Here is a 25,484-nt window from a genome sequence, read left to right as displayed (position 1 = left end):
CCCATTCTACGCTGTGGTTTTGGGGTTAGGATTCCGGCTTGGCGGGGCTTTCCATGGACTCGTCAGGGAGCTCGCTCTTCACCTCGTCGGTGATGGTTTTGTGCAGCTCCTTGTCCTCGATGTTGGATTCGCCGACCAGCTTGCGCAGTTCCTTGCGGTCCTCGGCGGTGTATTCCTCGTCCTCGTGCTCGCGGTTATAGGCCAGCTCGTGGATGCGGTCGCGACGCTTCGATTCCAGGGAAATGCGGGCGCGGGAACGCAGCCACCAGGCAATCATCACGACGATCATGACCATGCCGATGTAGCCAATGACCGGGTACACGTACGTCATCAGGGTCTCGAAGCCGACGAAGCTGATGCCGTAACCAATCAGCGTCACCACGACAAACACCGGACGGAAAGACTTGTCCGTGCTGGCCGTCAGGCGCTTACCCAGCGCGTAGAACATGCCGATCGCGGTGTTGAAGATCATGAAAAAGATGATGATCGCCATGATCACACCGAGGGTGGGGTTGATGTTGTTCATCAGCTCCAACATCGGGACGTCGCTGTCCTGCACGGTTTCGATGTTCAGGTACAAGGTGATCGCGGCGATGATCAGCATGACCGTGTACAGGGCGCCACCCATCAAGCCACCGATACCGGCCTCCTTCGGCGAGGAGTAGTTACCGCCGATGACCAGTGACATGGACACGCCCAGCAGCAGCGCCAGGCCGTTGTAGTTCAGGGCGGACAGGATCCACGGCGATACGGGGGAATCCGCCCCCTTCGCGATCTCGCTGAGGTGGGACGTGTCCGCGGGCATGTTGATCAGCGTGTACACGAACGCGAAAAGGACGGCGACGATGATCAGCGGGGTCAGCGCGCCGATCACCTGGCTGACTTTTTCCACGTCCAGCATGCCCGCAGCCAGCACCACGCCGGTCATGATCAGCGCACCGGCCCACGCGGGCAATCCGAACTGCTGTTCCAGGTTCGAACCCGCACCCGCCAGCATGACAAATCCGACGGCGAACAGCGTGAGCGTTACCGACAGATCCAAGAAGCGCGAGACTATCGGGTGGGCGACATTGCGGAACACCATGCGGTGTTCGTCAGCCAGGAAGTAGCTTCCCACCTGCAGGATCACGCTGCCCGCGATGGTCATGACGATGCCGGCCAGCACCGCACCCCAGATTCCGTTCATGCCGAAGGACACGAAGTATTGGATGACCTCTTGGCCGGTGGCAAACCCGGCGCCGACGGTCAGGCCGACGAAAGCCATGGCGATGGAGAACGTTCTCTTCACGCTCGCAGAGCTCCTTAGTTTTTGCTCGATGGTTCTTATTCGATAGTGCTATTTTTAGCCCGAAGTTCGACTGTACTCCGTCGGCTTCCCGGTGGCAGCTCGGCGCTTCACCGGTCCGCGCGCGGATGGGCGCGGAAGGGCACGCGTCGGAATCCGACGGGAAAACGGCCTAGCATGGGAAATAGAGGACATCTCACCGGAAGGAGAACCATGAAGATCGTCGACAACGGACCAGAAGCCAACGTCTTTGATATTGAAACGGCCACCCGAGAGAACACGAACTACCGAACCACCGCGTGGACGGGCAAGTACCTGCAGGTGACCCTCATGTCCATCGCCCCGGGCGATTCCATCGGCCTGGAGGTGCACCACGATACCGACCAGTTCCTGCGTCTGGACGCGGGTGTTGGCAAGTGCATCATGGGTCCGGACAAGGACAACATGACCATCCAGCAGGAGGTCTCCGACGGCTGGGCGGTGCAGGTTCCGGCTGGTGTGTGGCACGACATCATCAACACAGGTGACGAGCCGATGCAGGTGTACGCGGTTTACGCACCGAGCCACCATGCCAAGGGCATCGTCCAGGAGACGGCCGAGCAGGCAGAGCAGGACGAGGAGTCCGGCAAGGACGTTCCGCCGGAGTGGACCGTTCAGCCTCCCAAGCAGCAGGCTGACGAGCACGCTTAAGGCTCGGCTGGGCTGGTGACCGGGCTGGCTCCTGTGCAGGCTCCCTGTGCTGGCCCCCGTGCAGGCTCCCTGCGCTAACCACTGACAGTGGCACCTCCCCGCGTGGTGCCACTTTTCTTTTTGCCCTTCACCGCGCAGCCTCCACCGCATAACCTCCACAGCGCCGGAACCGCCCACGCCACGCGCGTCACATCCGCCCCTTGTGCCCCACAGGCTCCACGATCGCAAACGGGCTGCGGCGACAATGTCCCAAATCTTCGAGTTACTAAGAATAGCAGGTGTGCGGCCATTTTACGCAACGCACTGACCTGCATAAACAGAATAGTTATATTCTAAGACGTGGAATTTGGGACATCACCCCCTCGCATCACGCGACATCACCCCCTCGCATCACGCGCCCTCACCCCCCGAACTACACGCCCAACCCCCGGTATGTCACACACTGCAATCGCGGTAAGTTAGCATGTGAAACTAAACAGCGTTCAAGACTAACGCTCAAGAGCGATATGCCCCCATGACTCGCCAAGACGCGCCATGACTCGCACGAGAACTAGAGGAGACCGACGATGACTACTGCGGAAACCAATGCCGCGAAGACCCCCGCGACCGAAAGCCCAGCACAAACCCCCGCGACCGAAAGCCCAGCACAAACCCCCGCGACCGACACCCCAGAAATCCTGAACCTCGCCCGCACGAAGGTTCTGGAAAACGGCGAGCCCCTGAACTACGAGGAAACCCTCCAGGTCCTGCAGCTCGGCGACGAGCACCTGGACGAACTGCTCGACCTGGCCCACCAGGTCCGCCTGAAGTGGTGCGGCGATGCTGTGGAGATGGAAGGCATCATCTCCCTGCAGACCGGCGGTTGCCCCGAGGATTGCCACTTCTGCGCCCAATCTGGCCTGTTCGAGTCCCCGGTTCGTTCCATCCAGCTGGATATCGCCCAGCTGGTCGAGGCTGCGAAGCAGACCGCGAAGACCGGCGCCACGGAGTTCTGCATCGTCGCCGCGGTGAAGGGCCCTGACGAGGACCTCATGAACCAGATGGCGAAGGCCATCGCCGCTATCCAGGCGGAGGTCGACATCAACGTTGCCGCCTCCATCGGCATCCTCACCCAGGAGCAGGTTGACCGACTGAAGGAGCTCGGCGTCCACCGCTACAACCACAACCTAGAGACCTGCAAGAGCTACTTCCCCGAGGTCGTCACCACCCACACGTGGGAGGAGCGCACCTCTACCCTGGAAATGGTCCGCGACGCAGGCATGGAGGTCTGCTGCGGCGGCATCGTCGGCATGGGCGAAACGGTCGAGCAGCGCGCGGAGTTCGCCATCGACCTGCAGAACCTCGACCCCACGGAGGTTCCGCTGAACTTCTTCGATCCGCGCCCGGGCACCCCATTCGCGGACCTCGAGCCGATGCCGGTCAACGATGCCCTGCGCACGATCGGCGCGTTCCGCCTGGCCCTCCCCCGCCAGCTGCTGCGCTTCGCGGGCGGCCGCGAGCTGACCCTGGGCGACCTCGGCGCAGAAAAGGGCCTGCTGGGCGGCATCAACGCCGTGATCGTGGGCAATTACCTGACCACGCTGGGCCGTCCCGCTGAGCGCGACGTGGATATGCTCGGCAAGTTGCAGCTGCCGATCAAGGCTCTGAACGCAACGCTGTAGGCGCCTGACCGTGACTTCCTCGATGCCTCTTAGCGAACTTACTGCCCTCTATGTTCTCGGCGGTATCCCTTTATATGACGCCCACACGGGCCAGCCACTCGATACGTCCGACGGCTCTTTGCGCGTCGGTCGCGGGGCTCTTGCACAGGCGAGCCGCGGAGCTCTGGCGGGTTTGGAGCCGCCACGCTTCTGCCCGCTGTGCGGTCGGCGCATGAAGGTGCAGGTGAATCCGATGGGCTGGACGGCGGAGTGTTCCCGGCATGGTGACATGGATTCGTCGATTGTGATGGATGTCTAGCTTGTGGCACGTAGGGTGGAATCACCGCTAGTTCTAGTGCCAAAAGTTCCAGCACAGTTTCCATACAGCACAGATTGCACCACACAGATTCCACCGAAGAAAGGCAATACCCGGACCATGGCAGCACCTGAGATTTCCGCCAGCATTGACGTCAACGCTCCTGTTAGCAAGGTCTGGGAGCACGTCACCGACTTGTCAGCGATGGGCAAACGTAGCCCGCAGTGCAAGAAGATGATCCTACTGAAGGGGCGCGGCGGTAGCAGCGGCTCAGGTGCGGGCACGGCCGGCGCAGGCGCGGGCACAGCCGGCTCAGGTGCGGCCCCGGCGCCGGGATCCATCACCATCAACCTCAACCGCCAGGGCTTCCTGTGGTGGCCCACGTGGGCGGTGGTCACGGAGGTCCAGCCAGGCCGGGTCTTCGAGTTTAAGATCCCGCTGAATGGCTCCCACTGGCGCTTTGAGCTGACGGAATCTGCCGACGGTTCCCGCACCACCCTCACGGAGAAGCGGCACATCCCGGGCGGAAACACCTCCCTGCTCTCCCGTGCGCTGGTGGCGACCGCCCTGGGCGGGGAGAAGAAATTCGAGGCCAGTCTCCAAGAAGGAATTGAGCAAACTATTCGTGCCATTGCAAGGGAAGCTGAAGGCCTTTAGGTACAGTTCACTTTCGTGAGTGATCAGACGAACCTATCCGCCGCCCCGTGGCCACGATCGAAAATCATCGCAGCCTGGGCGCTGGTGCAGACGGTTATCGTCGGTATCCTTATCTTCTGGCCCTTCGCAAACGGCGACCCGCTGTACTACTTCCGCAACTCCGTGAAGGAGCCAACCCGCCCCCACAATGGCGCCATCCCCCTGTCCGAGTACCCGGATGCAGGACTGTGGCCCGTGCGGGCGATCATCCAATTGTGTGGGGATCATACGCGCGTTTTCCTGACCCTCTTCTCGGGGTTTTTGTTAGCCCTGAGCACGGCGTTTTTCTTTTACCTGCTACGCCGCAGCCACCGGGCCGCCCTGTTCTGGACGGCCTTCTCCGCCGCGGCCGGCCCCATCGCCTACTCCCGCCTGGACCTGATCCCCGGCCTTCTGGTCGCAGTCACCGCTGCGGCGCTTTTCACCCATCCAAAGATCGCCTCGGCTCTGCTGGGGTTCGCGGCGATGTCGAAGCTCTGGCCCGCCGCCTTGGCCGCGGGCCTGGTGGATAAGTGGAACCGATCGGCCACGTGGACCCGGCTGGCAACCTTCGCGGGCACGATGTTGGCCGTCGGCGCGATAACGTGGCTGACTTCCGGCTGGGATCGCCTGGTCTCCCCTCTGACGTACCAAGACGTCCGCGGCCTGCAGATCGAGTCGATCCTGGCCACTCCCCTCATCGTCGCCGCGGCCATCGTCCCGGGGCGCTGGCACATCGCCAAAGCCCCTTCAAAGAGCTTCGAGATCTTCGGCCCTGGCGTGGATCAGCTGGTTTTCGTCAGCTCTGTGCTGATGCTCGGAACGGTTCTGTTCGGCCTGGGTTGGGCTCTGTGGCGCTTTCTTTTTGACGCCTGGTCTCCCCGCAGCACCGCCCTCTTCTTCCTGTCCATGGTGCTGCTTCTGATCATCTCCAACAAAGTGTTTTCCCCGCAGTACGTCGTGTGGTTCGGCCCGCTGCTCGCCGTGTTGATAGTGAAGCTGTCGCCGGAGTCTCAGTCCGCACAGGAAAACGAGCCTGTGCTTGATGACCAGCACGCGCAAGTTCGCGAGCCCGCACAGGATGGCGAGCGCGCGCAGGACGTTCTCGGAGAGCTGCCCCGCCTCAGCGTCATCGCTGCCGCCCTCACCACTGTGGTGTTCCCTTTTACCTATAACCTCCTCTTCGAGGGGCCCCACTGGTTCGCCGCGCTCGTGCTTGCTCTGCGCAACATCCTGATGGTGTACATCACTTTCTTGGCGATCAAGCTCACCATCCGCGAAGGGCTTAAGTCGCGAGTCTCCGGCGGGCTGGGGACTGTGGGCGTCCTAAAGGAAAGAAATGCTAGGAATAATAGCGAGCGTTTCGATCCCGCGAAAGCCACATTCCGCAGAAACCAAGCGCCCACACGGTAGCCACGGCCAACCAGGCCGCACCGAAGTTACCCCAGGTGTAGTGGCCATCGGGGGCCTGGACGTTCAGCAGGATTCCGACGGCCTGGGCGCCGATCATGCCCGCGACCCAGCCGCCCATATTCGCCAAACCCGTGCCTGTGGCGACGAAGCGACGGTCCACCTTTTCGCGCACAGAGTCGAAGCCCAAGTTCGCAACGGGGCCGGTGAAGCCCATGACCACGTTCATCAGGCACGCCGCCCACAGCACTCCCGTCGGCGCGGCGGTGAAAAACCACAGCCAGCCCAGCCAGCCGGTGATGGAAAAGAGCATCACCACGTACATGCGGCGGCTGTAGAAACGCGCGGATAGCAGGCCTACGATCGGGCCGACCGCCACCGAGGCGAGGGTGCCCAGGGATAGCGCCAGGCCGGCCTGATCCTTTGGTAGCCCCATGCCCAGAGTCATGATCGGCAGTCCCCATAGCAGCGTGAATACCACAAGGGCTCCCAGGCCGGTCCAGTGGATGAAGAAGGCGTGCCAGCAGACTCGGTTGGTCAAGACATTCGCCAGGATCGTCTTGACAGGCAGGCGCTGGGCGGGCGCGGCGGACTTAGCGGGCTCGGGCGCAGAGGGTTCAGCGGGCTCGGGCTTCTCGGGCTCGGGCGCGTCCTTCACCAGCACTCCCGCGGCCATGGCCAGCAGCGCACCAACCGCGCCGAGGCTGAGGAAGCCCACCTGCCAGCTGGTCGCGTGCAGCAGGCTAAGGAAAGGCACGGCCGACAGGAACTGGCCGAACTGCCCCACCGCGCCCGTCAGCTGCCCCATCAGCGGGGCGTGGCGCAGCGGAATCCAGGCGGGGATCAGGCGCATCACGGACAGGAAGGCCGTGGCATCGCCCGCTCCGATCAGCATGCGGGCGCCGATCGCCACTGGATAGCTGGTGGTGCACGCCAGGATGAACTGCCCCAGCGCCATCACAAAGGCGCCCGCGACCATGAGTTTCCGCGGCCCGAAGCGGTCGATCAGCAACCCCACGGGGATCTGCGACAGCGCATACACCGCCAGCTGTAGCGCGGTGAATACCGCCAGTTGTGCTGCGTTGATGTGGAAGCGGTCGATCGCATCCACGCTGGCCACGCCGAAGGAGGTGCGCCCCGTCACCGCCAGGGTGTAGCACAGCACTCCGGCTGCCCACACCAGCAGCGCCCGGCCGCTGAGTTTGTCGGCACTTGGGTTGTCTTTCTCTCTTGCCGTCACTTGTCCAACGCTACTCGTCGATAAATAGATAAACTTATTCACCATGAGCTTTACCCGTCCCTTTAGCAATCGTCGCCGAGTAGCCGCCGCCGTTGTCGCGTTATTGGTCGTGATCGCGTTGCTTGTGTGGGCGGTGGGTAGCTTTTCTGGTGATGACGCCCCCTCGGCCTCCAACGGCACCAACTCCAGCGAGGGCACCGGCGGTTCTGCTTCTTATTCGTCCTCAACGCCGAAGCCCAGCAAGAAGAAGGAACCGAAGTCGGAGGACGAGAAGGATCCATCGGTGGTTCCGGGGCAGGTCGGGCAGACGGGAACGTTCAACATGGACGGCCCCGCCCCAGTGCAGGGTGCGACTTTTGCTTCTATGCCCTATGCGCTGCCACTGAACCCGGCGGGTCCGCAGAACACGATGGTGCGCTGGGTGGACGGCTGGGGAGTATCCCCCGCCGATGCGAAGAAGGGCACAATGTACGTGCTGGGACACGCCTGGGGTTCCGCCCCGCTGGTGTTTAACCCGCTGAGCGAGGCCGTGACCGCCGACGTGAACCTGAACGCCCCGGCGAAGACCGTTACCGGTACGGATGGGAAGCCGGTGAAGCGCTACTCTTCGGACGTGCTAAACGGGGCGCGAATCAAGATGCGCGATGGCGCGAACCACCAGCGCACCTGGAAAGTCACCCGCAGCTGGCTGGTGGACAAGAACGAGGCCATTGTCGACCCGGACATCATGGACGACAAGCGGCCGGGGCGGATTGTGTTGATCGCCTGCTCGGTCTCCGGAACCAGCGACCTGGGCTACAACGTGATCGTCGAGGGTGAGCTGGTCTAGCCGCCGTAGTCGATGCCGACGTCCTCGCCCCAGAAGATCCTGTCCACCACTCGGTGGGCTTTGCGGGTTTTCTTCAGGTAGTCGTCCAGGAACTCCTGAGCCTTCTCCGGCGGCCAGTGGGCGGCAGCCGCGACGTGACGCAGCTGGTCGCCGTGGCTGGGCAGCTGATCCTTTCGCTTGCCCTTGACCAGCACAATCGCATTGCGGGCAACAGTGGCGGTGAGCCACGCTTCGCGCAGAATGTCGGCGTCCGACTCGGCGATGAACTCGCCGCTGGCGAGCTCACGCAGCATCTCCAGGGTTGATGTGTTGCGCAGGTTCTGGGCATCATCCCCGTGCTGCATGGCCAGCAGCTGCACAGTCCATTCCACATCCGTCAGGGCACCACGTCCCAGCTTGGTGTGGGTCTTGCGATCCGCCCCTCGGGGCAGACGTTCGGAATCCACGCGGGCCTTCATCCGGCGGACTGCCTGGACTACCTTGTCGTCCACGCCACCCGGCGGGTAGCGGAAGTCGTCGATCATGCGCAGGAACTCGATGCCCAGGTCTTTGTCACCGGCAATCCAGGTGGCGCGCAGCAGAGCCTGCATCTCCCACGTCTCGCCCCACTCCTTGTAGTAGCGGCGATAGGAATCCAAGGTGCGAACCACCGGGCCGTTTCGGCCCTCTGGGCGCAGATCAATATCCACATCCAGCGGCGGGTCCTGGCTGGGTCTGCCCAGCCGCGTGCGTACCGAGTCACAAATGGAGGTAGCCCACTTCAGCGCCTCTGATTCATCCGCTCCTTCGACAGGCTGAGCGACAAACATCACGTCGGCGTCCGAACCATACCCCAGCTCCGCACCGCCCAAACGGCCCATCCCGATGACGGTGATGCGGGCGGGTGCATTGGCGACGTTTTCGTCTTCCCAGAAACGAATCTCGGCGCGCAGGGCGGCCTCCAGCACCGCGTCCCACACCCAGGACAGGGACACGCAGACCTGCTCTACGTCCATGAAGCCCAGCAGGTCAGCCGCGGCGATGCGGGCCAGCTCCGCGCGGCGCAGGGAGCGGGCGACGGCGATCGCCTTGTCCGGGTTCAGGTGCCGACCAGCGGCCGCGACCAGGGAGTGGGTCACCACCTGCGGCTCGCGAGCCAGGAACTTCGGGCCGGTGGCACCATCGGACAGAACCTTCACGGAATCCACCGAGTTGAGGAACAGCTCGGAGGCATAGGGCGAGGTGCCGAGGATGTGCATCAGGCGCTTGCCCACGATGTTTTCATCGCGCAGCAGTCGCAAGAACCAGCTGTAGTCGTGCGCGGCCTCCGACATTTTGCGATAGTTCAGCAGGCCGGCATCCGGATCAACGGTTTTGCCGAGCCATTCCAGCAACGTGGGCAAGATGATGGCCTGGAGTTTTGCCTTGCGGCTCTTCCCCGCTGCTAGCGCACTCAAGTGCTCAAATGCACGATCCGGGTACGCGTATCCCAAGGCGGCAAGCTGGCGCTTGGCGGCCTCCGGAGACAGGCGAATGGTATCTGCCTCCATCGCTGCCACCGAAGTAAGCAATGGGCGGTAGAACAGTTTCGAATGCAGGTGGCTGACCTGTAGGTTAACGCGCTTGACATCCGCGGATAGCTGCTCGTCCATCGACCTGGTGCCCTCCGGTCGGCAGCCGGCTGTGCGACCCAGCCATACACGTGCGCGGATGTCCTCCTTGGGCGGCAGGGTGTGGGTGCGCTTAAGGCGCTGTAATTGCAGGCGGTGCTCAAGCAGGCGCATGAACGCATAGTCTTCCTGCAGGCTCTGGCAATCTGCCCGGCCGATATAGCCACCTGCGGCCAGAGCATTCAACGCGGAGACGGTGGAGCGGGTACGCAAAGATTCGTCGGTGCGCCCGTGCACCATCTGCAGAAGCTGGACTGCAAACTCGATGTCGCGCAGGCCCCCGGGGCCCAGCTTCAGTTCGCGGGCGCGGAGCTCGTCCGGGATGTTCTCGATCACGCGGCGGCGCATGGCTTGGACGTCCGGGACGAAGTCCTCGCGCTCGGCGGCCGACCACACCAGGGAAGCCAGGGAGTCCACGTAGTCCTGCCCCAGCTCCATGTCGCCGGTCATTGGCCGGGCCTTCAACTGAGCCTGGAACTCCCAGGTTTCGGCCCAACGGTTGTAGTAGTTCACATGCGATTCCAGGGTGCGCACCAGCGCACCGCTCTTGCCCTCGGGGCGCAGTGCCGCATCCACCTCAAAGAACACGCGAGTGCCGATGTTGATGAACTCCCCTGCCCAGCGCGTAGCCTTCGGGTCTGCGGGTTCGGCAACAAAGATGACGTCCACGTCCGAGATGTAGTTCAACTCCTGCGCACCGCATTTGCCCATGGCTAGTACGGCAAGCCGGGCGGGTTCCTCGTCGGCGTCATACACCTGCGCACAAGCCACTGCCAGCGCGGTGGTCAGGGCAGCATCCGCAGCATCCGACAGGCGTCGGGAGACCAGCTCGAAGCTGACTGGTTTGCATGGCTTCTGTCCGCGCTGAACAAAAGTGCCCGCCACATCCACAGCGGCGATGCGGGCCAGGATTGTGCGATAGGCAAGGCGCATGGCGTCGTCGGCCTGCGAACCGGTAACGGCTGCGCGGAACACCCGTTCACCCGCGCCCTCAACGCGCGTCGCCTCGACGCTGTCCAGCATCAGCTGCATCATCTCTTGAGAGGTGGGCATGCCCGATTCCAGCTGCTTCCACTCCTGCGGATGGGCGACAATGTGATCACCCAACATCGACGATGCACCGAAAAGCCCCAGTAGCCGCACGGCGAAGGTGCGGGACTCGGCAATGCGATCCAGCAGCTCAGATGCCCCATCACCCAGCGCCTCCACCAGGCGAATCAAGTTATTCAGCGCCAGATCCGGATCCCCCGTCGCCGCGAGCGTCCACATCTGCTCCGCGTGCTGGGTATCCACCCAGCCCAAGCGCTGCAGGTCCTCCTGCGCCTTGGGGTGCGTCAGCCCCAAACTGCGGGCGTTGGGCACGGAAGATCGCGAGCTGCGTGGGCGGGTCATAAAGTGCAGGTGCTCCTGGGGTTAGTGAAGGTGAGTACGTGAGGGCGTCAATAAATAGATCAATAAAAGAGAGTCAACTAAGGAATCAGAAAGACAAGTTATTCCGCAGCTCCCACGGCGTGATCTGCGACTGGTACTCGTACCACTCGCGCCACTTGTTGCGCAGGAAGTACTCGAATACGTGCTCGCCGAGGGCATCGGCGACCAGCTCGGAACGCTCCATCTCGCGCAGCGCGCTGTTCAGATCAGACGGCAAATCCTTGTAACCTGCGGCGATGCGCTCGCGGCGGGTCATGCGGGAGACATCCTCCTCCGCCGGGGCGGGCAGCTCGTAGTCCTCCTTGATGCCCTTCAGGCCCGCTGCCAGCAACACCGAATACGCCAGGTACGGATTGCACGCGCTATCCGGCGAACGCACCTCCACGCGACGGGAAGCCGCTTTGTGCTGCGTGTACATCGGCAGGCGCACCATCGCGGAACGGTTCGACGCACCCCACGCCGCCGCGCGCGGAGCCTCATCGCCGGACGTAATGCGCTTGTAGGAGTTCACCCACTGGTTCGTCACCGCCGTGATCTCCGGGGCGTGCTCCAGAATGCCCGCGATGAAAGACTTCGCGGTGCCCGACAGGCGCAGCTCATCATCCGGGTCGTGGAAAGCGTTATTCTCCCCCTCGAACAGGGACATGTGGGTGTGCATCGCAGAACCCGCGTGCTCCTGGAAAGGCTTCGGCATGAACGTCGCCGCCACTCCATTACGGCGCGCTACCTGCTTAATCAGGTAGCGGAACGTCATCACGTTATCCGCCATCGTCAGGGCATCGGCGTAGCGCAGGTCGATCTCCTGCTGGCCCGGAGCATTCTCGTGGTGGGAGAACTCCACCGAGATGCCCATGTGCTCCAGCGCACTAATCGCGTGGGCGCGGAAAGCCGGCGCATCGTCCGTGACGGCCTGGTCAAAGTAGCCACCATTATCCGTCGGCACGGGCGGGTAGCCATTGGTCTCTAGCTCCTTGACCAGGAAGAACTCAATCTCCGGGTGGATGAAGCAGGTGAATCCCAAGTCCGCCGCGGCCTTCATCTGGCGACGCAGCACCTGGCGCGGATCCGCCCACGACGGCGTGCCATCCGGCATCGCAATATCGCAGAACATACGCGCCGACAGCTCCCCGGTATCGGACTTGAAAGGCAAGATCTGGAACGTCGACGGGTCCGGCTGCGCAATCGTGTCCGATTCCGCGACGCGCGAAAACCCTTCAATCGCCGAGCCATCAAAGCCGATGCCCTCCTGAAACGCCCCCTCTAGCTCCGCCGGCACCACCGCCACGGACTTGAGGTACCCCTGGATATCCGTAAACCAAAGGCGAACGAAGCGGATCTCGCGCTCTTCCAGCGTGCGCAGAACATATTCCTGTTGGCGATTCATAGAACCCATTGTAAGAGCTTCCCTCTTCGCCGCGCCCCCTTTCCTGGCCTTCACCGGTGGCCGGGTCGTTGGTGCTGGAGGCGTCACTTAGAATGAACAGCATGACTGCAACATCTGGAACATCCGGCTCCACCCCCAACGGCTACCTGGTCCCCACCAAGAAGGTGCGCATCGCCGATCTGAAGGCGCGCAAGGGCACGGGCGAGCCGTTCGCGATGCTGACCGCCTACGACTACTCCACCGCCGTCGCATTTGCCGAGGCGGGCGTGGAGATCATGCTAGTCGGCGATTCTGCCGCGAATGTGGTGTTTGGGTATGACGCCACCCAGCGCATCAGCATGGACGAAATGGTCTACCTGGTCGCCGCCGTCGTCCGCGGGGCTGGCAATGCCGTTGTGGTCGCTGACCTGCCCTTCGGCACCTATGAGGCCTCGGACGAGCAGGCCGTGAAGGCCGCCACCGAGATGCTGCATCGCACAGGCGCGCACGCGGTGAAGATCGAAGGCGGGGTGCGGATTGCGGATCGCATTCGCGCTATTACTGACGCCGGTATCTCCGTCTGTGCCCACATCGGCTTTACTCCGCAGTCCGTCAACCAGCTGGGCGGTTTCAAGGTGCAGGGCCGCGGGGCTGGGGCCGAGCAACTGCTGGCCGACGCCCGCGCTGTGCAGGAAGCCGGTGCCGACATGGTGGTGCTGGAGATGGTGCCCGCGGACGTGGCTGCTTCGGTAACCAAGGAGCTGGCAATCCCGACGATCGGCATTGGCGCAGGTCCAGATTGTGATGGGCAGGTTCTGGTGTGGCACGACATGGCTGCCTTTCCGGCCGGTGGGCACCGTCCGCGCTTCGCTAAGCAGTGGGCTTCGGTGGGCGCGGATATGACTGCCGCCGCGGCTGCCTACAAGCGGGAGGTCGCTACGGGCGAATTCCCGGCAGCGGAGCACTGCTTCTAGGCCTGCTGGCGCCTCCTTGCCGCCGCGCCACACCAGCCCCACTGGCCCCACTCGCCCCACTGGCCACACATCCAACCTCCCAGACCCCGCCACCTCCCCGCCCCCACCGTTCGACGCACCACACCAGCCCCACTGGCCACTCTGGCACCCTTCGAGCGGGCTGGCGCCGCCTTATAAACCACTAAATGTCGTTAAAGTGGGAATTCGTCTTCCCGAACAAATTTTTCCAACCGTAAAACTGCCCTGACCTGCAACTTTACACTATCTGCAATCGTTGCCAGTAAGGTTTTACCACTTTAACGACATTTAGCGCGCCAGCCACCGCCAGTTACCACGAGCCACTGTCAGCCACCGCCAAGCATCGCCAGCCACCGCCAGCCACCACTAGCTTCGCCCAGAAATGTAAATCTTAAGCCGAACCGGCATGCCGCCGCCAGGCGAGTTTTCTAAATCCATCCCTACACTTTCTCGAATATATTCTGGCCTCTCCCCAAAATGAAAATGGGGATTTAAACTAAACTCTTTCCCTCCCTTAACAGCATGAACACCGGAATCCAGATAGCCGCCGCAGAGGATTGACTTCTCATGCTTGTCATCCCCTTGACCCCTACATCCCACAAGGTCATACTGCATTAACTCTGGGTCACTAGACAAAGCGTCTTGGATCTCTCGATGGTACTTCTCCAAAAATGTCTTCTTGGTGTGATCCATTCTCACAGTGTTCATTGGGGAATCTTCCGACACCATGGGAACCGCCCTCCCATTCCCATATTTATCCAGCGCGTAGATTTTGGAGGATATTCCACCCGGGAACAGCACTAATTTGAAGGACAACGGAACAGAAATCACGTATATCGCAAAGGACAGAGCAAAGATAACTGTCCACAAACGGGTTTGTCTGCCGGGGTTCTTTTTTCTCCAAACCGATCTGGAAATCAAAATAATGATTGCCGCCCAGGCCATAATGCTGGACAGAACAGTAAAGAGGATCAACCCGTGAAAGATGAGATCTAAGACATTAGCCCCTGGGGCAACATCAGAGACGTCAAAAGTCCGATAGAAAACATTCACGTCCACACGCTTTTTGCCCCTTTATTACGCCTGCACATAGTGACCTGCCTTGAACTGCGCGTTTGATCAACACTTAGGACAGTACAACAATACTGGGCGGTTGGGGTTAGATGGCGTCCAGAATAACGAAGATGGCAGCGACAAAGCCGCAGATCAAGACAGCCGCAGTGACCGCGACGACCGAGCCGACGTTTGCGGTGAGGCGTTCGGCGCGCAGGCCGGCGCTGAAGCGCAGGTAGCGACGCCTTTGGGTCAGCAGAATCAGCGCTGCGAGCAGCACCAACACTCCTGCGGCGGGCAGGACGACCACTCCGTAGCGGCCGATCCAGCGGAACAGCAGGGCGCTGACGACCAGCAGCGCCAGCAGGGTGCGCTGCCACGACAGGCTGGTGCGCTCCGGCTGAAGCCCCAGGTCAGAGTGCGGGCGCGCAGGAGTCTGGCGCGTAGTCCGGCGCGCGGAAGTCCGGCGCGCAGGAGTCCGGCGCGCGGAGGGCCGAGGCGCAGGCAACTACAGCTCCATCCCGAAGTCGCCGAAGATCACAAACCCCAGCGCCACGGCGCAGGCGACCACGGCCACGCCCGCCAAGAAGGGCACGATCGCGGGCACAGGCAAAGCCTTCCCGGTGCGCATGGCACGTTCCACGCGAAGCCAGCGCACCGCCGCACCCAGCCCGATCAGCATGCCGACGAGCAGCACCAACACAGCTGCGCCGCTCCACAGGTGCTCGGGGACGCTCGGAGAACGGAACGCTTCCAAAGCTACGCCACCGGCAAGAAACGCCAGGCTAGTGCGGATCCAGGCCAGGAAGGTCCGCTCGTTGGCGAGGGTGAAGCGCGGGTCGGGCTCCTCCCCTTCGGGCAGTAGCGTGCGCGCCAGCCACGAGCGCTCGTCCGCGCCGCCAGTGCACGAGCGCTCGCCCGCGCCTGTGCTTCCCGAGCCGCTCGAGCCCGCGCCCGCGCCGCCAGCGCTCGAACCCGCGCCGTCCGAATCCTTAGTCGTCATTCTCTTCCGCGTCGTACTCCTCGGCTTCCTTGGCGCGCCGCTGCGCGGTCTCGATAGCCGACTGGGCCTCCTCGCGCGAGTCGTAGGGCCCCATGCGGTTTTCCCAGGCGCCTTCCTTACCCTGGCTGACCTGCCCAGTCTTCGTGTCGTAGTACCACTTCTGCGCATCGTTTTCGCTCATATGCCTATGTGTACCACACGCACCGGACAGCCCCCGCGCTAATCCGCTGGCCAGGCGAAACGCACCTTTCGCGCTGCGGGTTCGGCGATGACCAGGGTTACTTTTACTGTTGACGCCTCGTCCGGGCCGCCAACACAAGTCGTCAAGATGGGCGGCTGTTCGACCAGGATTTTTGCTTTGTCTGCGCCGTCGCTATGCAGGACGGTGGCGTTGAAGTTCTGGCCGACCCACGGTTGCAGAACGACTGCCTCGGTGAGGTTCAGGCAGGCGCGGTCGACGGCGCTAGCCGTCTGGCCGCTGGACTTCATCGTGCTGAGTACCTGGTCTACGTTGGCGGTGACCCACTCCGGGATGGGCTGGGAGTTCGCGATCGCCAGGCAAACCTCCGTGGCGAAGCGGTCCACCAGCCGGCGCAGTGGAGCGGTGACGTGCGCGTAGTGGCCACCGATGCCGGCGTGGATGCTGGGCTCTGCGTCGGCATCCTCGCCGACCAGGCCGAAGTGCTGGTACCCCGCCCCGCGCAGAAGAGTCTGCGCGTCACGCATGAGTGCCATGCCGCGCGGCGTGGAGGCGTCAATATCAGCGAGCAATTCCCCGATCGAACGACCGGAGCGATCAAAGCCCAACGCGCGCGCACCATTGTCGAACGCGGCGATTTCCTTGTCTCCGGCGGGAGGCAGGGTGCGCAGGATGCCGACTCCGGCGCGAACCATCATCTCGCCGGCGCACATACCCGCCAGAAGGGAAAGTTCGGAGTTGAAGTCGTTCATCTCCAGACGCTCGTCGATGTCCAGGACGTAGCGCTCGGTGCCGTCGTCGCTTTCGGTGCGCTCCACGGAAATCGAAGGTAATCGCAGGTTGATGGCCTTTCGACGCAGGTCAGAGGACTGGCGCGCCCGGCCAACCTCCGGCAGCTGCGCGATGGCGGGGTGAAGAGTGCCACGCTTCATGTCGGCCTCAACCTCGGTGTAATCGAAGCGCTTCACGGAGCGGATCAGTGCGCGGTAGACGGTGCACTCCGCGACCTCGCCGTCGGCGTGCAGCAGAATGTCCCACACCACGGCGGGGCGGGTCTGGTCCGGCAGCAGCGAGGCACTGCCCTCGGACAGCTCCGCGGGGTGCAGGCGGGTCGGCTCGTCGGGCAGGTACATAGTCTGGCCGCGCTGCAGGGACTCCGCCATCAGGGCCCCGGCCGGGTCGACGAACGCTGCAACGTCCGCGATGGCGTAGCGCACGCGCCACCGGGCCGCGCCGCCAGCCGGGTCCGCGCCGCCGCCAGCCCCGCCAGCCGCGCCAACCCCTCCAGCCCCGTCTGCGTCCTGGATGTTCACTGCCTGATCCAGGTCCATCGAACCGGCCGGGTCGATCGTCACAAAGGGAACATCCAGCAGGTCGCGGCGCTGATCCGCATACCGGTCGGTGGCGTGCAGCGCCTCGGCGTGGACATCCTCCGGGAAGTGTTCCGGCAGTTCGAACTCCTCGGCGATGGTGCGGAAGTTCAGCTCGGCGGCGAAAAGTTTCATGCCTTCAAGAGTGGCACAACCGCCCTGCCCGCGGCAGCCCAACGCCCCGCCTCAGCCACACCCCAAAGCCCCGCCCTAGCCACACCCCAACGCCCCGCCCCTGCCACTCCCCAAAAGATTTTTGCGTCGAGACGACCTGTGAGCCGGATTCTGTCCTATCCCCCGCCCACCCCGCAGCACCTATGGCACGCGAGGCCAGCGTGGGACGAGGCGATCATCCATCTGAGCGCACCATTGCTGATGGCTTCAAGCGGCCTACCTGCTCATTGTTGGGCGGGCAGCCCTAGAGCTACGCCGCACGTCTGCACTATCTGGGATAGCGCGCGTGCGGGCACCTTGACCTTGCTCCCGGTGGGGTTTACCTAGCCACCCCAGTCACCTGGGGCGCTGGTGCGCTCTTACCGCACCTTTTCACCCTTACCCGCCTGTGGCGGGCGGTTTGTTTTCTGTGGCACTGTTCCCGCGGGTCGCCCCGGGTTGCTGTTAGCAACCACCGTTGCCCTGTGGAGTCCGGACTTTCCTCCGCGCCCGGCCTGCCCCGTGTGCAGGGTGGTTCCGCGCGCCGCGATCGCCCGACCGTCTCGACAAGGGTTAACTCTAGCGCACCGTTTCTGTATCCAGGAAGTGCGTATCGTTCACCCGTCGCACTACTGCACTGTCTTTATTCTGGACGCCCACTTCTCCCCCGCGGGCCGCCCCATCGGCACCGAAGATCTCGATGACGGAAAGCCCCGCCAGGTCCAGGTGCAGTGTGCGGTAGATGGCACCGCTTGCGCACAGCGCGTGGCGCAGGATGGATTTGATGGGGGTGACGTGGCTAACCAGCACGACGTCCTCGCCCGGGTGGTTGCGGGCTACGTCGCGGAGGAAGGGGCGGACGCGGGCGAGCACGTCATCGGGGCTTTCACCTCCACTGGGGGCGGCGGAGCTGTCCCAGAGGCAGGCGTCGTGCTCGAGGGGGAATTCGTCCATGACCTCGGCAAAGGTGCGGCCTTCCCAGTCGCCGAAGTTCATCTCAATGAGGGCCTCGGTGGTGTGGACGCGGGGGCGGGCTGGAGCGCCGCCTGCGGTGCCAGTTGCGTTGCCAGCGTCACTAGAGCCACCAGCCCCGCCCGCGTTCGCAAGTGCCTCGGCCACGGCTTCAGCGGTCTGGCGAGTGCGCTTCAGCGGGGAGCTGTAAATGGCCACCGCGCCAGCGCCAGCACTTGAGCCAGCGCCACCACGCGAGCCGCCGCCAGCACTTGAGCCAGCAAGCTGCCCTGCCACGTACGCTGCAGCCCGCTTGGCCTGCTCTTGTCCGTGCGCGGTCAGCTCCGGGTCGGAGAGTCCGGAGAACTGCCGCTGAACACTCATCTCCGTCTGTCCGTGACGTAGCACCCACAGGCGCGTCGGCTTCCCGCCGGGGTGCCATTCCGGCGAGCTTGCGGCCTCCTGCGCCGGAGCCGGTGCCGTCCCCTTCGGTGCAGCAGGAGCCGTCTGCGCCGGAACAGCTGGCGTCGCCTGCGCCGTGGCAACCTCCGCAGACTCTGCCCCGGCCCCCGCGCCAGCGCTCGCTGAATCGGCGGCAGGTTGGAACGAAAGGGCGTCATCAAACCAGCGACCCCCAACCTTGTCATCCATGGCGCGGTTGGCCAGCTCGTCGGCGCGCTTGTTCTGCGCGCGCGGCACCCAGTTATAGGTCACGGTGGCGAGGGTCGCTTCCAGCTCCTTCACCCGCGCGGCCAGGGGCTTCATGTCGGGGTGCTTGATTTTCCAGCGGCCGCTCATCTGCTCGACGACGAGTTTGGAATCCATGCGCACCTGGATCTCCAGCTCGGACGGCGCAGCACCGCGCATTTTCGCGACTTCGATGGCCAGCTCCAGGGCATTGATGAGCCCCTGGTACTCGGCCACATTGTTGGTGGCCTTGGCGATGAACTCCCAGCGTGCGGCAACTTCCTGGTCGCCATCCAGAACCGAGCTGCCACAGCCAGCGATGCCCGGATTACCGCGGGATCCTCCGTCGCATTCCACGTCTAAGCGCATCATTCATCACCCTCGTCTGCCGAAAACCCTCGTCTACTGTTTTGCACAACCTCGCGCCGCCGTGCGCGATCTTCACGCCACTTTATCGCAGCAGCAGGACATTACATTCAGGGCACCGCGGCACTTCCCCACTACCACTGTCGGCCAGCGCGTCGAGCTCCTTCATCGACAGCGGGTCGAGCTCCATGAAGCACGCCTGGCACGTCCGCCCTTGCAACTCTGCGGCCCCCACGCCATGCTCGGACATCTGCTGGTCGTAGGCCTGTAGAAGGCCAGGGTTCGTGTCCTCCAGCGCTGTTCGCCGCTGAGCTAGCCGCGCCTGGATCGCAGAAATATCCGCCTGCAGCGCACTGGTCGCCCGCTCCACATCGGTCCGCGCGGCGGCGATGTCCGCGTCGATCTTCGCGTGCGTCTGGCTATCGGCCTGCTCGGCAGCAGTGTTCGCTCCGCTAAACAGCGACTGCACCTTCGCGGAGCGTTCCAGCCGCTGTTCCATCTCCCGCAAGCGGTCGCGAGTACTGCGCAGGTCGTGCTTTAGATCCCGCCGCCGCTCGGGGTCGGTCTGCGCGCTGAGCCCCGCCACGTTGGCGCGCTCTCGCTCCTTCAACTTCGCCACGTCCTGGCGGAGGCGCTGCACCGTCGCCTGGTCACTCCTGACCTGCGCCTTATTCAGCACATTTTTACGCTGCTCCGCCCGCTTCTTCGCCAGCAGCTCCTCCAGTGCCGCCTGTTCAGGCAGAGAATCCAGCCGCGCCTGTGCGATCCCCAGCTCCTCCTGGTCGCGCGCCAGGTCTGCCAGTGTGTGTCGGTCCTCGCTCGTCCAGCGCATCGCAGTAACCCTCCTATTGTTCGTGCACGGTCCACGGATCGGTGCGCACGTCGATCACTGTGGTCTGTGCCTTCGTCGCTTTCTTTATGACGCCCTCCGCCTGGAAACACCACGGAAACTCGCTGGCCCAGTGGGCGGTATCGATGACCGGGCATCCGCCCATGCGTAGGTGTTCATCCACCGGGTGGTGGCGCAAGTCGGAGGTGACGAAGCAGTCCACATTCATTTTTGCGACTTGGCCCAGGAAGCTGTCGCCGGCGCCGCTGGCGACGGCGACGGTACGGATCATGGCGTCCGGGTCTCCGGCTGCGCGCACGCCCCATTCGGTGCGGGGTAGGCGCTCGGCTACACGGGCGGTGAACTCCCGCAGAGTCATTGGGGTATCCAGCTCGCCGACGCGCCCGATTCCCAACTGCTGATCGGCGGGCGTGGGCAGGGAGGTTTCCACGCAGTCGTAGGCCGGCTCCTCGTAAGGGTGTGCCTTAATCAAGGCCGCACGGATGGCTTCCCGCTTCGCGGCGGGGGCTACGAATTCAATGCGGACCTCCTCAACCGTCTCGACCTCCCCCACCGCGCCGAGGTGCGGATTCGCCCCTTCCGTGGGCCGGAACTGCCCGGTGACGGAGAACTCAAAGCAGGCCTGTTCATAGTCACCCTGCGCTCCGCCGCCTGCGGAAAAGATGGCGGATTTCACCGTGGGGGCGTCATTAAGAGGAACGGTGAAGCCCCACTTATCGGTGCCGGAAGGGATCGGCCGCAATGCTGCGCCCGGGGTGATGCCGAGGAGTTCGGCAAGGCGATCGTTCACGCCAGGGCGGGCGGAATCGGCGTTCGTGTGCGCGGCGAACAAGGCGATGCCGTGGCGGATGAGCTTGTGGACGATGCGGCCCTTCGGGGAATTGGCGGGCACGGCGGTGACGCCGCGGAGCAGCAGCGGGTGGTGGACCACGAGCATCTGCGCGCCCTGGGCGATGGCGGCATCCACGACGGCATCGGTGCAGTCCAGGGCGAAGGCAACCTTGTCGGCGGGCTCGGCGGGGTCGCCGCAGATCAGGCCGACTGCATCCCAGGATTCGGCGAGGTAGGGCGGGTAGGCGGCCTCCAAGGCGGCGACGACGTCAGCGACGGTGGTGTTGACGGCGGAGGTCGCGGCGGTTTCGGTCGCGGCGGGGTTGGTAGATGACTCTGGCACGGATTCTCCTGGGGTACTGCTTTGTGCTGCTGGCACTAAATGCTGCTGGCACTGCTGTCTGCATGCTTCACCCAGCCTAGCCAGATCTGACAGACTGGAGGAGTGCGAGATTTACCAATTCTGCTTGTAGACGTAGACGGAACGCTGATGGATAGCTACCCCGGCATCCGCGCCAGCTTTGTAGAAGCACTGGAGGCACACGGGGTGCCGGTTCCTCCCGAGGAGCGCGTGCGGCAGATCCCCGGCCCACCGATGGTCGAAACTCTGCGGGACATCGGGCTGGAAGGCGAGCTGCTGCAGAAGGTCTTCGACACGTACCTGTCGGACCAAGAGAACGGCCGCTGGCAGGAAGCCACCCCATTCCCGGGCATGCGCGACCTGCTGGAAAAATGGTCCGGCGAAGGCATTGTGCTGTCGACGGCGACGTCGAAATCCGAGGTCTCGGCGGAGCGGATCCTGCGCGAACACGACATGCTGAAGTACTTCGCGGTTCTCGGCGCCGCCCAGGAGGACGGCACGCGCCGGTCCAAGGCCGCCGTCATCGAATATGCGCTGGAGCAGCTGAAAGAGGCCCCCGAGGTGCGCGAAGTGCTGGCGCACATGAGCGCCGAGGAAGGCCTGCGGGCCCTCGACCCGACGAAGATGCTGCTGATCGGCGACCGCATCCACGACGTGGAGGGCGCCGCGCAGTCCGGCATCCCCACCGTGCTGGTGGGCTGGGGTTATGGCTCTGCGGAGGAGCGCGCCAAGGCCGCCTACACCGTGGACACTCCCGAGGAACTGGACGCTCTGGTGCAGCGCTGGGCCAACGAGGGCTAGCCGGATCGGCGAGAAACGGAAAGGAAAACAATGCACATCACTGTCGTATGCACGGGCAACATCTGCCGCTCCCCGATGGGTGAGGTCATCCTGCGCGCCGGCTTCGAAGATGCCGGCATCGCCACCAGTCACTCCCCTGAGTCTGGCCCCTCGCCTGAGCCTGGCTCCTCCCCGGAGTCTGGTCCCTCGCCTGAGCCTGGCCCCTCCCCGGCAGCTGAAACCGCTGGTTCCGCCGACGCGCCCGTGACCCTGAACTCCTGCGGACTCGGCGGCTGGCACATCGGCGACGGCGCTGATGGTCGGGCGGTGGACGAGTTGGCGTCACTAGGCTACGACGGCACAGCGCACCGCGCGGCACAGCTTGGCTCTGAGCATATGGGCGCCGACCTTTTCCTGGCGATGGACGACGGGCATGCGCGCGGGTTGCGCAGTGCGGGGGTCGATCCGGGGCGCATTCGCTTGTTCCGTAGCTTTGACGCCAACTCCCCCGCCGGTGCCGAAGTCGCCGACCCTTATTATGGCAGCCGTTCGGACTTTACCGAGGTCGGGCAGCAAATCGAGGCCGCCGTGCCGGGGATTGTGGAGTATGTGCGGGAGCAGCTGGGGCGCTAGCGGCCCTGTTCACCGCCTAAATGTCGGAAAGCTTGCACAGCATCTGGGCCGCGCGCTTCAGGTCGCCGTCTATGACCCCCAAATGTCGGAAAACTTGCACAACACCTGGGCCGCGCGCTTCAGGTCGCCGTCTTTGACCCCCAAATGTCGGAAAACTTGCAATTTGTTACTGCAACAAATTTTCACTAGTCCAAACATACAGGTCAAAGCGTTTTGCTCATTCTTCGCAAACCTACCGCGGCGCCCTATTGCAACTTTTCCGACACTTACCCCCTCCTCCCGCATTCTCGAACACTGCTAATTCGCGCACCCGGACTCCCCGGAAGGCCAAATGTCGTTAGAACGGGAATCCTCGGCCACTCCAGATGGCCAAATGTCGCTAGTACGGGAATCCGTTACAGAACATCGTTATCAACAACGCAAAAGAGCTGGTCAGCGCATTGCAGAAATCCAAAGCTCTGCGCCCGCGCTTCCTAATTCCCGTTCTAACGACATTCGCGCCTAGCTGCCCCGGCTAATTCCCGTTCTAACGACATGTCGCGGGCTGGGCGGATAGCTTGCGGAGACTAGAAGCGCTCCTTGCCACGCTTTTCGGCGCGGCGTTCCTCAAAGCGGGAACGGGTACCTCCATAGCGGTCGGTAAGGTCAGACCGCTTTCGAGATTCCTTGCCGGAGGCAGCATTATCCCTGTTCGGAGACGTTTCCCTCTTGCTTGGCTCAGATTTGGCATCGGCGGAACCAGCGGATTTGGCATCGGCCGCACCAGCAGAATTACCAGCAGACGTGTCCGCAACAGCAGACTTGTCCACGTCGCCAGACTTGTCCGCAACAGCAGAAGCACCTTCAGCGTCTCCGACAGAACCGCCGCCAGCACCGTCGGTGACCTGGGCGTTTAGGCGGGCGACCTCGGCGCTTTCCTCACGCTCGCGCCGGCGCTCGCGCATCTCCGCATACACGAACCAGCCCAGACCCGCCGGAGCCAGAATGCCAAACGCAATCCACTGGATTCCGTAGGACAAGTTCGTGCCACCATCCAAGTGTGGCAGAGGCAGCGCCTGCAGATCCGGGACTTCAGCACCACCGCCACCGCCACCGGCCATACCGTTCAGCCGATCCACACTCTCCGAGTCCAGCTGCACATAGTCCGCCGCCAGATCCTCGCCCGTCGCCTCGGAAATCTGCTTCGTCGACATGCCCGTGACCTGCGTGTATCCCTGAGATTGCGACGGCTTCGCAGACGGCACGGCCTCGCTCATCCGGATAAACCCGGTCACCTTCACGTCACCACCCGGCGCACGCTTCAACTTAGGCGCAGCCCCGTCACCTTCCACGGCAACCCACCCGCGATGCACCAAGACGGTCTGGCCGCCGTCAAGGCGAAAGGGCGTCAATGATTGATAAGAGTGAGCCGATTCGACCGGACGGTTACGCAGCAGCACCTCTTTATCGGGCAGGAAGTGGCCCTGTAGTGCGACTCTGGTCCATTCTTTATCGACGCCCACCGATCCCCCGTCGCCCGGAATCACATCGGTGATCGGGGCGGGGTCGACCTGGAGGGATTGTTCGAGGCGCTGGTTAAAGGCGTTTTTATCCTTGTTCTTGCCGAGCTGCCATGGAGCCAGGAAGCTGAATGCGGTGTAGGTGAAGGCGATGACCAGGATGGCAGTGATGATCCATCCGGGGGTGAGGAGACTTCGCCAGCCGCTGCGCTTCGAGGGTGTCATGTGATCCATTATTGCCCCGGCCAGCGGAGAGGCCAAATGTGGCGCGGGCGAGTGCGCGTGCAGTGCGGGCGGAACGCAACAGCCCCGCGACCGAGGTGGCCGCGGGGCAGTGAAAAATCTTGGTGCGCCCTGACGGGTTCGAACCGCCGACCTGCTGGGTGTAAACCAGCTGCTCTTCCAGCTGAGCTAAAGGCGCGTGCCGTTTCTAAGAAAGAAACTGTGGCTTCGTTTGAAGCGTTAATGACTCTAGCACGTCCACCCGCAAAATAACGAAACCGCAGGTAGCGCCCGGTCCGAGAAGCATCCGCACCAACGGAAGCGCCTGCGACTGTGCCTGCGACCGCGACTTCGCTAACGGCAGCGCCGGGTTGAAGCTAGCGCTTGGCTCCGGAGGAAACGAGGCAGGCACCCTGCCAGTCGCCGAGGCGCTCCGACTTGGTCTGCACCAGTCCCGCCAGTTGGGCGGACTCTGCGATCACGCCTGGCTCGACGCGGCCGGCGTCCAACTTTGCGGGGGTCAGCAGCCAGATGCGGCCGTCCTCCCCCAGGCTGCGCGTTGCGTCGACCAGGCCGTCGACCAGGTCGCCGTCTTCGTCGCGCCACCACAAAAGCACCACATCGACGACCTCGTCGGTATCGATGTCCAACAGTGCGTCGCCAATGGCATCTTCCAGGGCTTCGCTGATGCTGCTGTCGCAGTCTTCGTCCCAGCCGATTTCCTGGATCAGGTAGTCGGACTCGATGCTGAGCAGGTCCGCCCAATCAGACGCGCCCTTCGCGCCCTTCGCATCCTTGCCTTGTGCACCGCCAGCGGAGCCTGCAGAGCTCTGAGCCGAACCGGGGGCCATTGCCACTGTTATTACGTACCTTTCCTAATCGTCCAACCCGGCATACAAATCCGCCATGCAAATCTGCCGCACATTCCTGCCGTACAGATCTGCCACGCGAACTAACCGGGCATACCAGCCACGCACACTGCCTAGCCATACAACCGTCGCAATCG

The 25,484-nt window shown here is 63.3% G+C and carries 23 protein-coding genes, 1 tRNA gene and 1 other RNA gene; 9 read left to right on the top strand and 16 right to left on the bottom strand.

Annotated elements, in window-relative coordinates:
* Positions 1 to 25: 25 nt before the first annotated feature.
* Positions 26 to 1,288 carry a membrane protein gene (locus CRD15_RS00655; RefSeq protein ID WP_034973183.1) on the bottom strand — a complete coding sequence of 421 codons (1,263 nt, stop codon included), beginning with the start codon at positions 1,286 to 1,288 and terminating at the stop codon, positions 26 to 28.
* Between the two features lie 210 nt (positions 1,289 to 1,498).
* Here CRD15_RS00655 and CRD15_RS00650 point away from each other — a divergent pair, with 210 nt between their 5' ends.
* From CRD15_RS00650 to CRD15_RS00630, 5 genes are all read left to right on the top strand, one after another.
* Positions 1,499 to 1,975: a cupin domain-containing protein gene (locus tag CRD15_RS00650; protein WP_011273306.1), complete on the top strand. Its 477-nt coding sequence runs from the start codon at positions 1,499 to 1,501 to the stop codon at positions 1,973 to 1,975.
* Positions 1,976 to 2,541: 566 nt separating this feature from the next.
* Entirely contained in the window at positions 2,542 to 3,636 is a 1,095-nt protein-coding gene (gene bioB / locus CRD15_RS00645) for a biotin synthase BioB (protein ID WP_187401662.1), read from the top strand.
* A gap of 22 nt (positions 3,637 to 3,658) precedes the next feature.
* On the top strand, positions 3,659 to 3,934 hold the full coding sequence (locus tag CRD15_RS00640; protein ID WP_034993682.1) for a hypothetical protein: 276 nt from the start codon (positions 3,659 to 3,661) through the stop codon (positions 3,932 to 3,934).
* A 117-nt stretch (positions 3,935 to 4,051) separates the two neighbouring features.
* A complete protein-coding gene (locus tag CRD15_RS00635; protein ID WP_187401661.1) occupies positions 4,052 to 4,588 on the top strand; it encodes an SRPBCC family protein in 537 nt (178 codons plus the stop codon).
* 15 nt (positions 4,589 to 4,603) lie between these two features.
* On the top strand, positions 4,604 to 6,019 hold the full coding sequence (locus CRD15_RS00630) for a hypothetical protein (RefSeq protein WP_255463662.1): 1,416 nt from the start codon (positions 4,604 to 4,606) through the stop codon (positions 6,017 to 6,019).
* On the opposite strand, the gene CRD15_RS00625 is transcribed toward CRD15_RS00630, so the two are convergent.
* Positions 5,949 to 7,256, bottom strand: coding sequence for an MFS transporter (locus tag CRD15_RS00625; protein WP_187401660.1), 1,308 nt, complete (start codon positions 7,254 to 7,256; stop codon positions 5,949 to 5,951). The two genes, CRD15_RS00630 and CRD15_RS00625, sit on opposite strands and share 71 nt — an antisense overlap.
* Positions 7,257 to 7,299: 43 nt before the next feature.
* Between CRD15_RS00625 and CRD15_RS00620 the strand changes: the two genes are divergently transcribed.
* Entirely contained in the window at positions 7,300 to 8,085 is a 786-nt protein-coding gene (locus CRD15_RS00620; protein WP_187401659.1) for a sortase, read from the top strand.
* Here CRD15_RS00620 and CRD15_RS00615 read toward each other — a convergent pair.
* Positions 8,082 to 11,126: a bifunctional [glutamine synthetase] adenylyltransferase/[glutamine synthetase]-adenylyl-L-tyrosine phosphorylase gene (locus tag CRD15_RS00615; protein ID WP_187401658.1), complete on the bottom strand. Its 3,045-nt coding sequence runs from the start codon at positions 11,124 to 11,126 to the stop codon at positions 8,082 to 8,084. The two genes, CRD15_RS00620 and CRD15_RS00615, sit on opposite strands and share 4 nt — an antisense overlap.
* A gap of 85 nt (positions 11,127 to 11,211) precedes the next feature.
* Positions 11,212 to 12,549 (bottom strand): glutamine synthetase family protein, encoded by a 1,338-nt coding sequence (locus CRD15_RS00610; protein ID WP_187401657.1) that lies wholly within the window; start codon positions 12,547 to 12,549, stop codon positions 11,212 to 11,214.
* 92 nt (positions 12,550 to 12,641) lie between these two features.
* Here CRD15_RS00610 and panB point away from each other — a divergent pair, with 92 nt between their 5' ends.
* Positions 12,642 to 13,502: a 3-methyl-2-oxobutanoate hydroxymethyltransferase gene (gene panB, locus CRD15_RS00605; RefSeq protein ID WP_187401656.1), complete on the top strand. Its 861-nt coding sequence runs from the start codon at positions 12,642 to 12,644 to the stop codon at positions 13,500 to 13,502.
* Between the two features lie 384 nt (positions 13,503 to 13,886).
* On the opposite strand, the gene CRD15_RS00600 is transcribed toward panB, so the two are convergent.
* The 9 genes from CRD15_RS00600 to CRD15_RS00560 form a co-directional block, all read right to left on the bottom strand.
* A complete protein-coding gene (locus CRD15_RS00600; RefSeq protein WP_187401655.1) occupies positions 13,887 to 14,573 on the bottom strand; it encodes a hypothetical protein in 687 nt (228 codons plus the stop codon).
* A 106-nt stretch (positions 14,574 to 14,679) separates the two neighbouring features.
* Positions 14,680 to 15,081 carry a DUF202 domain-containing protein gene (locus CRD15_RS00595; protein WP_255463661.1) on the bottom strand — a complete coding sequence of 134 codons (402 nt, stop codon included), beginning with the start codon at positions 15,079 to 15,081 and terminating at the stop codon, positions 14,680 to 14,682.
* Positions 15,082 to 15,450 carry a YidH family protein gene (locus CRD15_RS00590; protein ID WP_255463675.1) on the bottom strand — a complete coding sequence of 123 codons (369 nt, stop codon included), beginning with the start codon at positions 15,448 to 15,450 and terminating at the stop codon, positions 15,082 to 15,084.
* A gap of 115 nt (positions 15,451 to 15,565) precedes the next feature.
* Positions 15,566 to 15,757, bottom strand: a complete 192-nt coding sequence (locus CRD15_RS00585; RefSeq protein WP_034966290.1) for an SPOR domain-containing protein — start codon at positions 15,755 to 15,757, stop codon at positions 15,566 to 15,568.
* A 38-nt stretch (positions 15,758 to 15,795) separates the two neighbouring features.
* The gene (locus CRD15_RS00580) at positions 15,796 to 17,280 is read right to left on the bottom strand and encodes an RNB domain-containing ribonuclease (RefSeq protein WP_034966288.1); all 1,485 of its coding nucleotides are present in this window, start codon (positions 17,278 to 17,280) and stop codon (positions 15,796 to 15,798) included.
* 123 nt (positions 17,281 to 17,403) lie between these two features.
* An RNA gene (gene rnpB / locus CRD15_RS00575) (RNase P RNA component class A) lies at positions 17,404 to 17,864 on the bottom strand.
* A gap of 13 nt (positions 17,865 to 17,877) precedes the next feature.
* The gene (locus CRD15_RS00570) at positions 17,878 to 19,305 is read right to left on the bottom strand and encodes a histidine phosphatase family protein (RefSeq protein ID WP_187401727.1); all 1,428 of its coding nucleotides are present in this window, start codon (positions 19,303 to 19,305) and stop codon (positions 17,878 to 17,880) included.
* Between the two features lie 82 nt (positions 19,306 to 19,387).
* Positions 19,388 to 20,134, bottom strand: coding sequence for a C4-type zinc ribbon domain-containing protein (locus CRD15_RS00565; protein WP_034966286.1), 747 nt, complete (start codon positions 20,132 to 20,134; stop codon positions 19,388 to 19,390).
* A gap of 13 nt (positions 20,135 to 20,147) precedes the next feature.
* Entirely contained in the window at positions 20,148 to 21,326 is a 1,179-nt protein-coding gene (locus CRD15_RS00560; protein WP_187401653.1) for a Nif3-like dinuclear metal center hexameric protein, read from the bottom strand.
* Between the two features lie 102 nt (positions 21,327 to 21,428).
* Between CRD15_RS00560 and CRD15_RS00555 the strand changes: the two genes are divergently transcribed.
* Positions 21,429 to 22,145, top strand: a complete 717-nt coding sequence (locus tag CRD15_RS00555; RefSeq protein WP_187401652.1) for an HAD hydrolase-like protein — start codon at positions 21,429 to 21,431, stop codon at positions 22,143 to 22,145.
* A gap of 30 nt (positions 22,146 to 22,175) precedes the next feature.
* Complete coding sequence (locus CRD15_RS00550) at positions 22,176 to 22,757, top strand: low molecular weight protein-tyrosine-phosphatase (protein ID WP_187401651.1); 582 nt, start codon at positions 22,176 to 22,178, stop codon at positions 22,755 to 22,757.
* Positions 22,758 to 23,323: 566 nt separating this feature from the next.
* On the opposite strand, the gene CRD15_RS00545 is transcribed toward CRD15_RS00550, so the two are convergent.
* The 3 genes from CRD15_RS00545 to CRD15_RS00535 all read right to left on the bottom strand — a co-directional run bounded on the left by CRD15_RS00545 (position 23,324) and on the right by CRD15_RS00535 (position 25,329).
* Entirely contained in the window at positions 23,324 to 24,481 is a 1,158-nt protein-coding gene (locus CRD15_RS00545) for an SURF1 family protein (protein WP_255463660.1), read from the bottom strand.
* 120 nt (positions 24,482 to 24,601) lie between these two features.
* Positions 24,602 to 24,677, bottom strand: a tRNA-Val gene (locus tag CRD15_RS00540).
* 178 nt (positions 24,678 to 24,855) lie between these two features.
* Complete coding sequence (locus CRD15_RS00535; protein ID WP_051873902.1) at positions 24,856 to 25,329, bottom strand: DUF3052 domain-containing protein; 474 nt, start codon at positions 25,327 to 25,329, stop codon at positions 24,856 to 24,858.
* Positions 25,330 to 25,484 lie beyond the last annotated feature (155 nt).

It is taken from the genome of Corynebacterium sp. LK28, assembly GCF_014335105.1.
GTDB classification, from domain to species: Bacteria; Actinomycetota; Actinomycetes; order Mycobacteriales; family Mycobacteriaceae; genus Corynebacterium; species Corynebacterium macclintockiae.
This window is presented reverse-complemented; position numbering and strand designations above follow the sequence as displayed.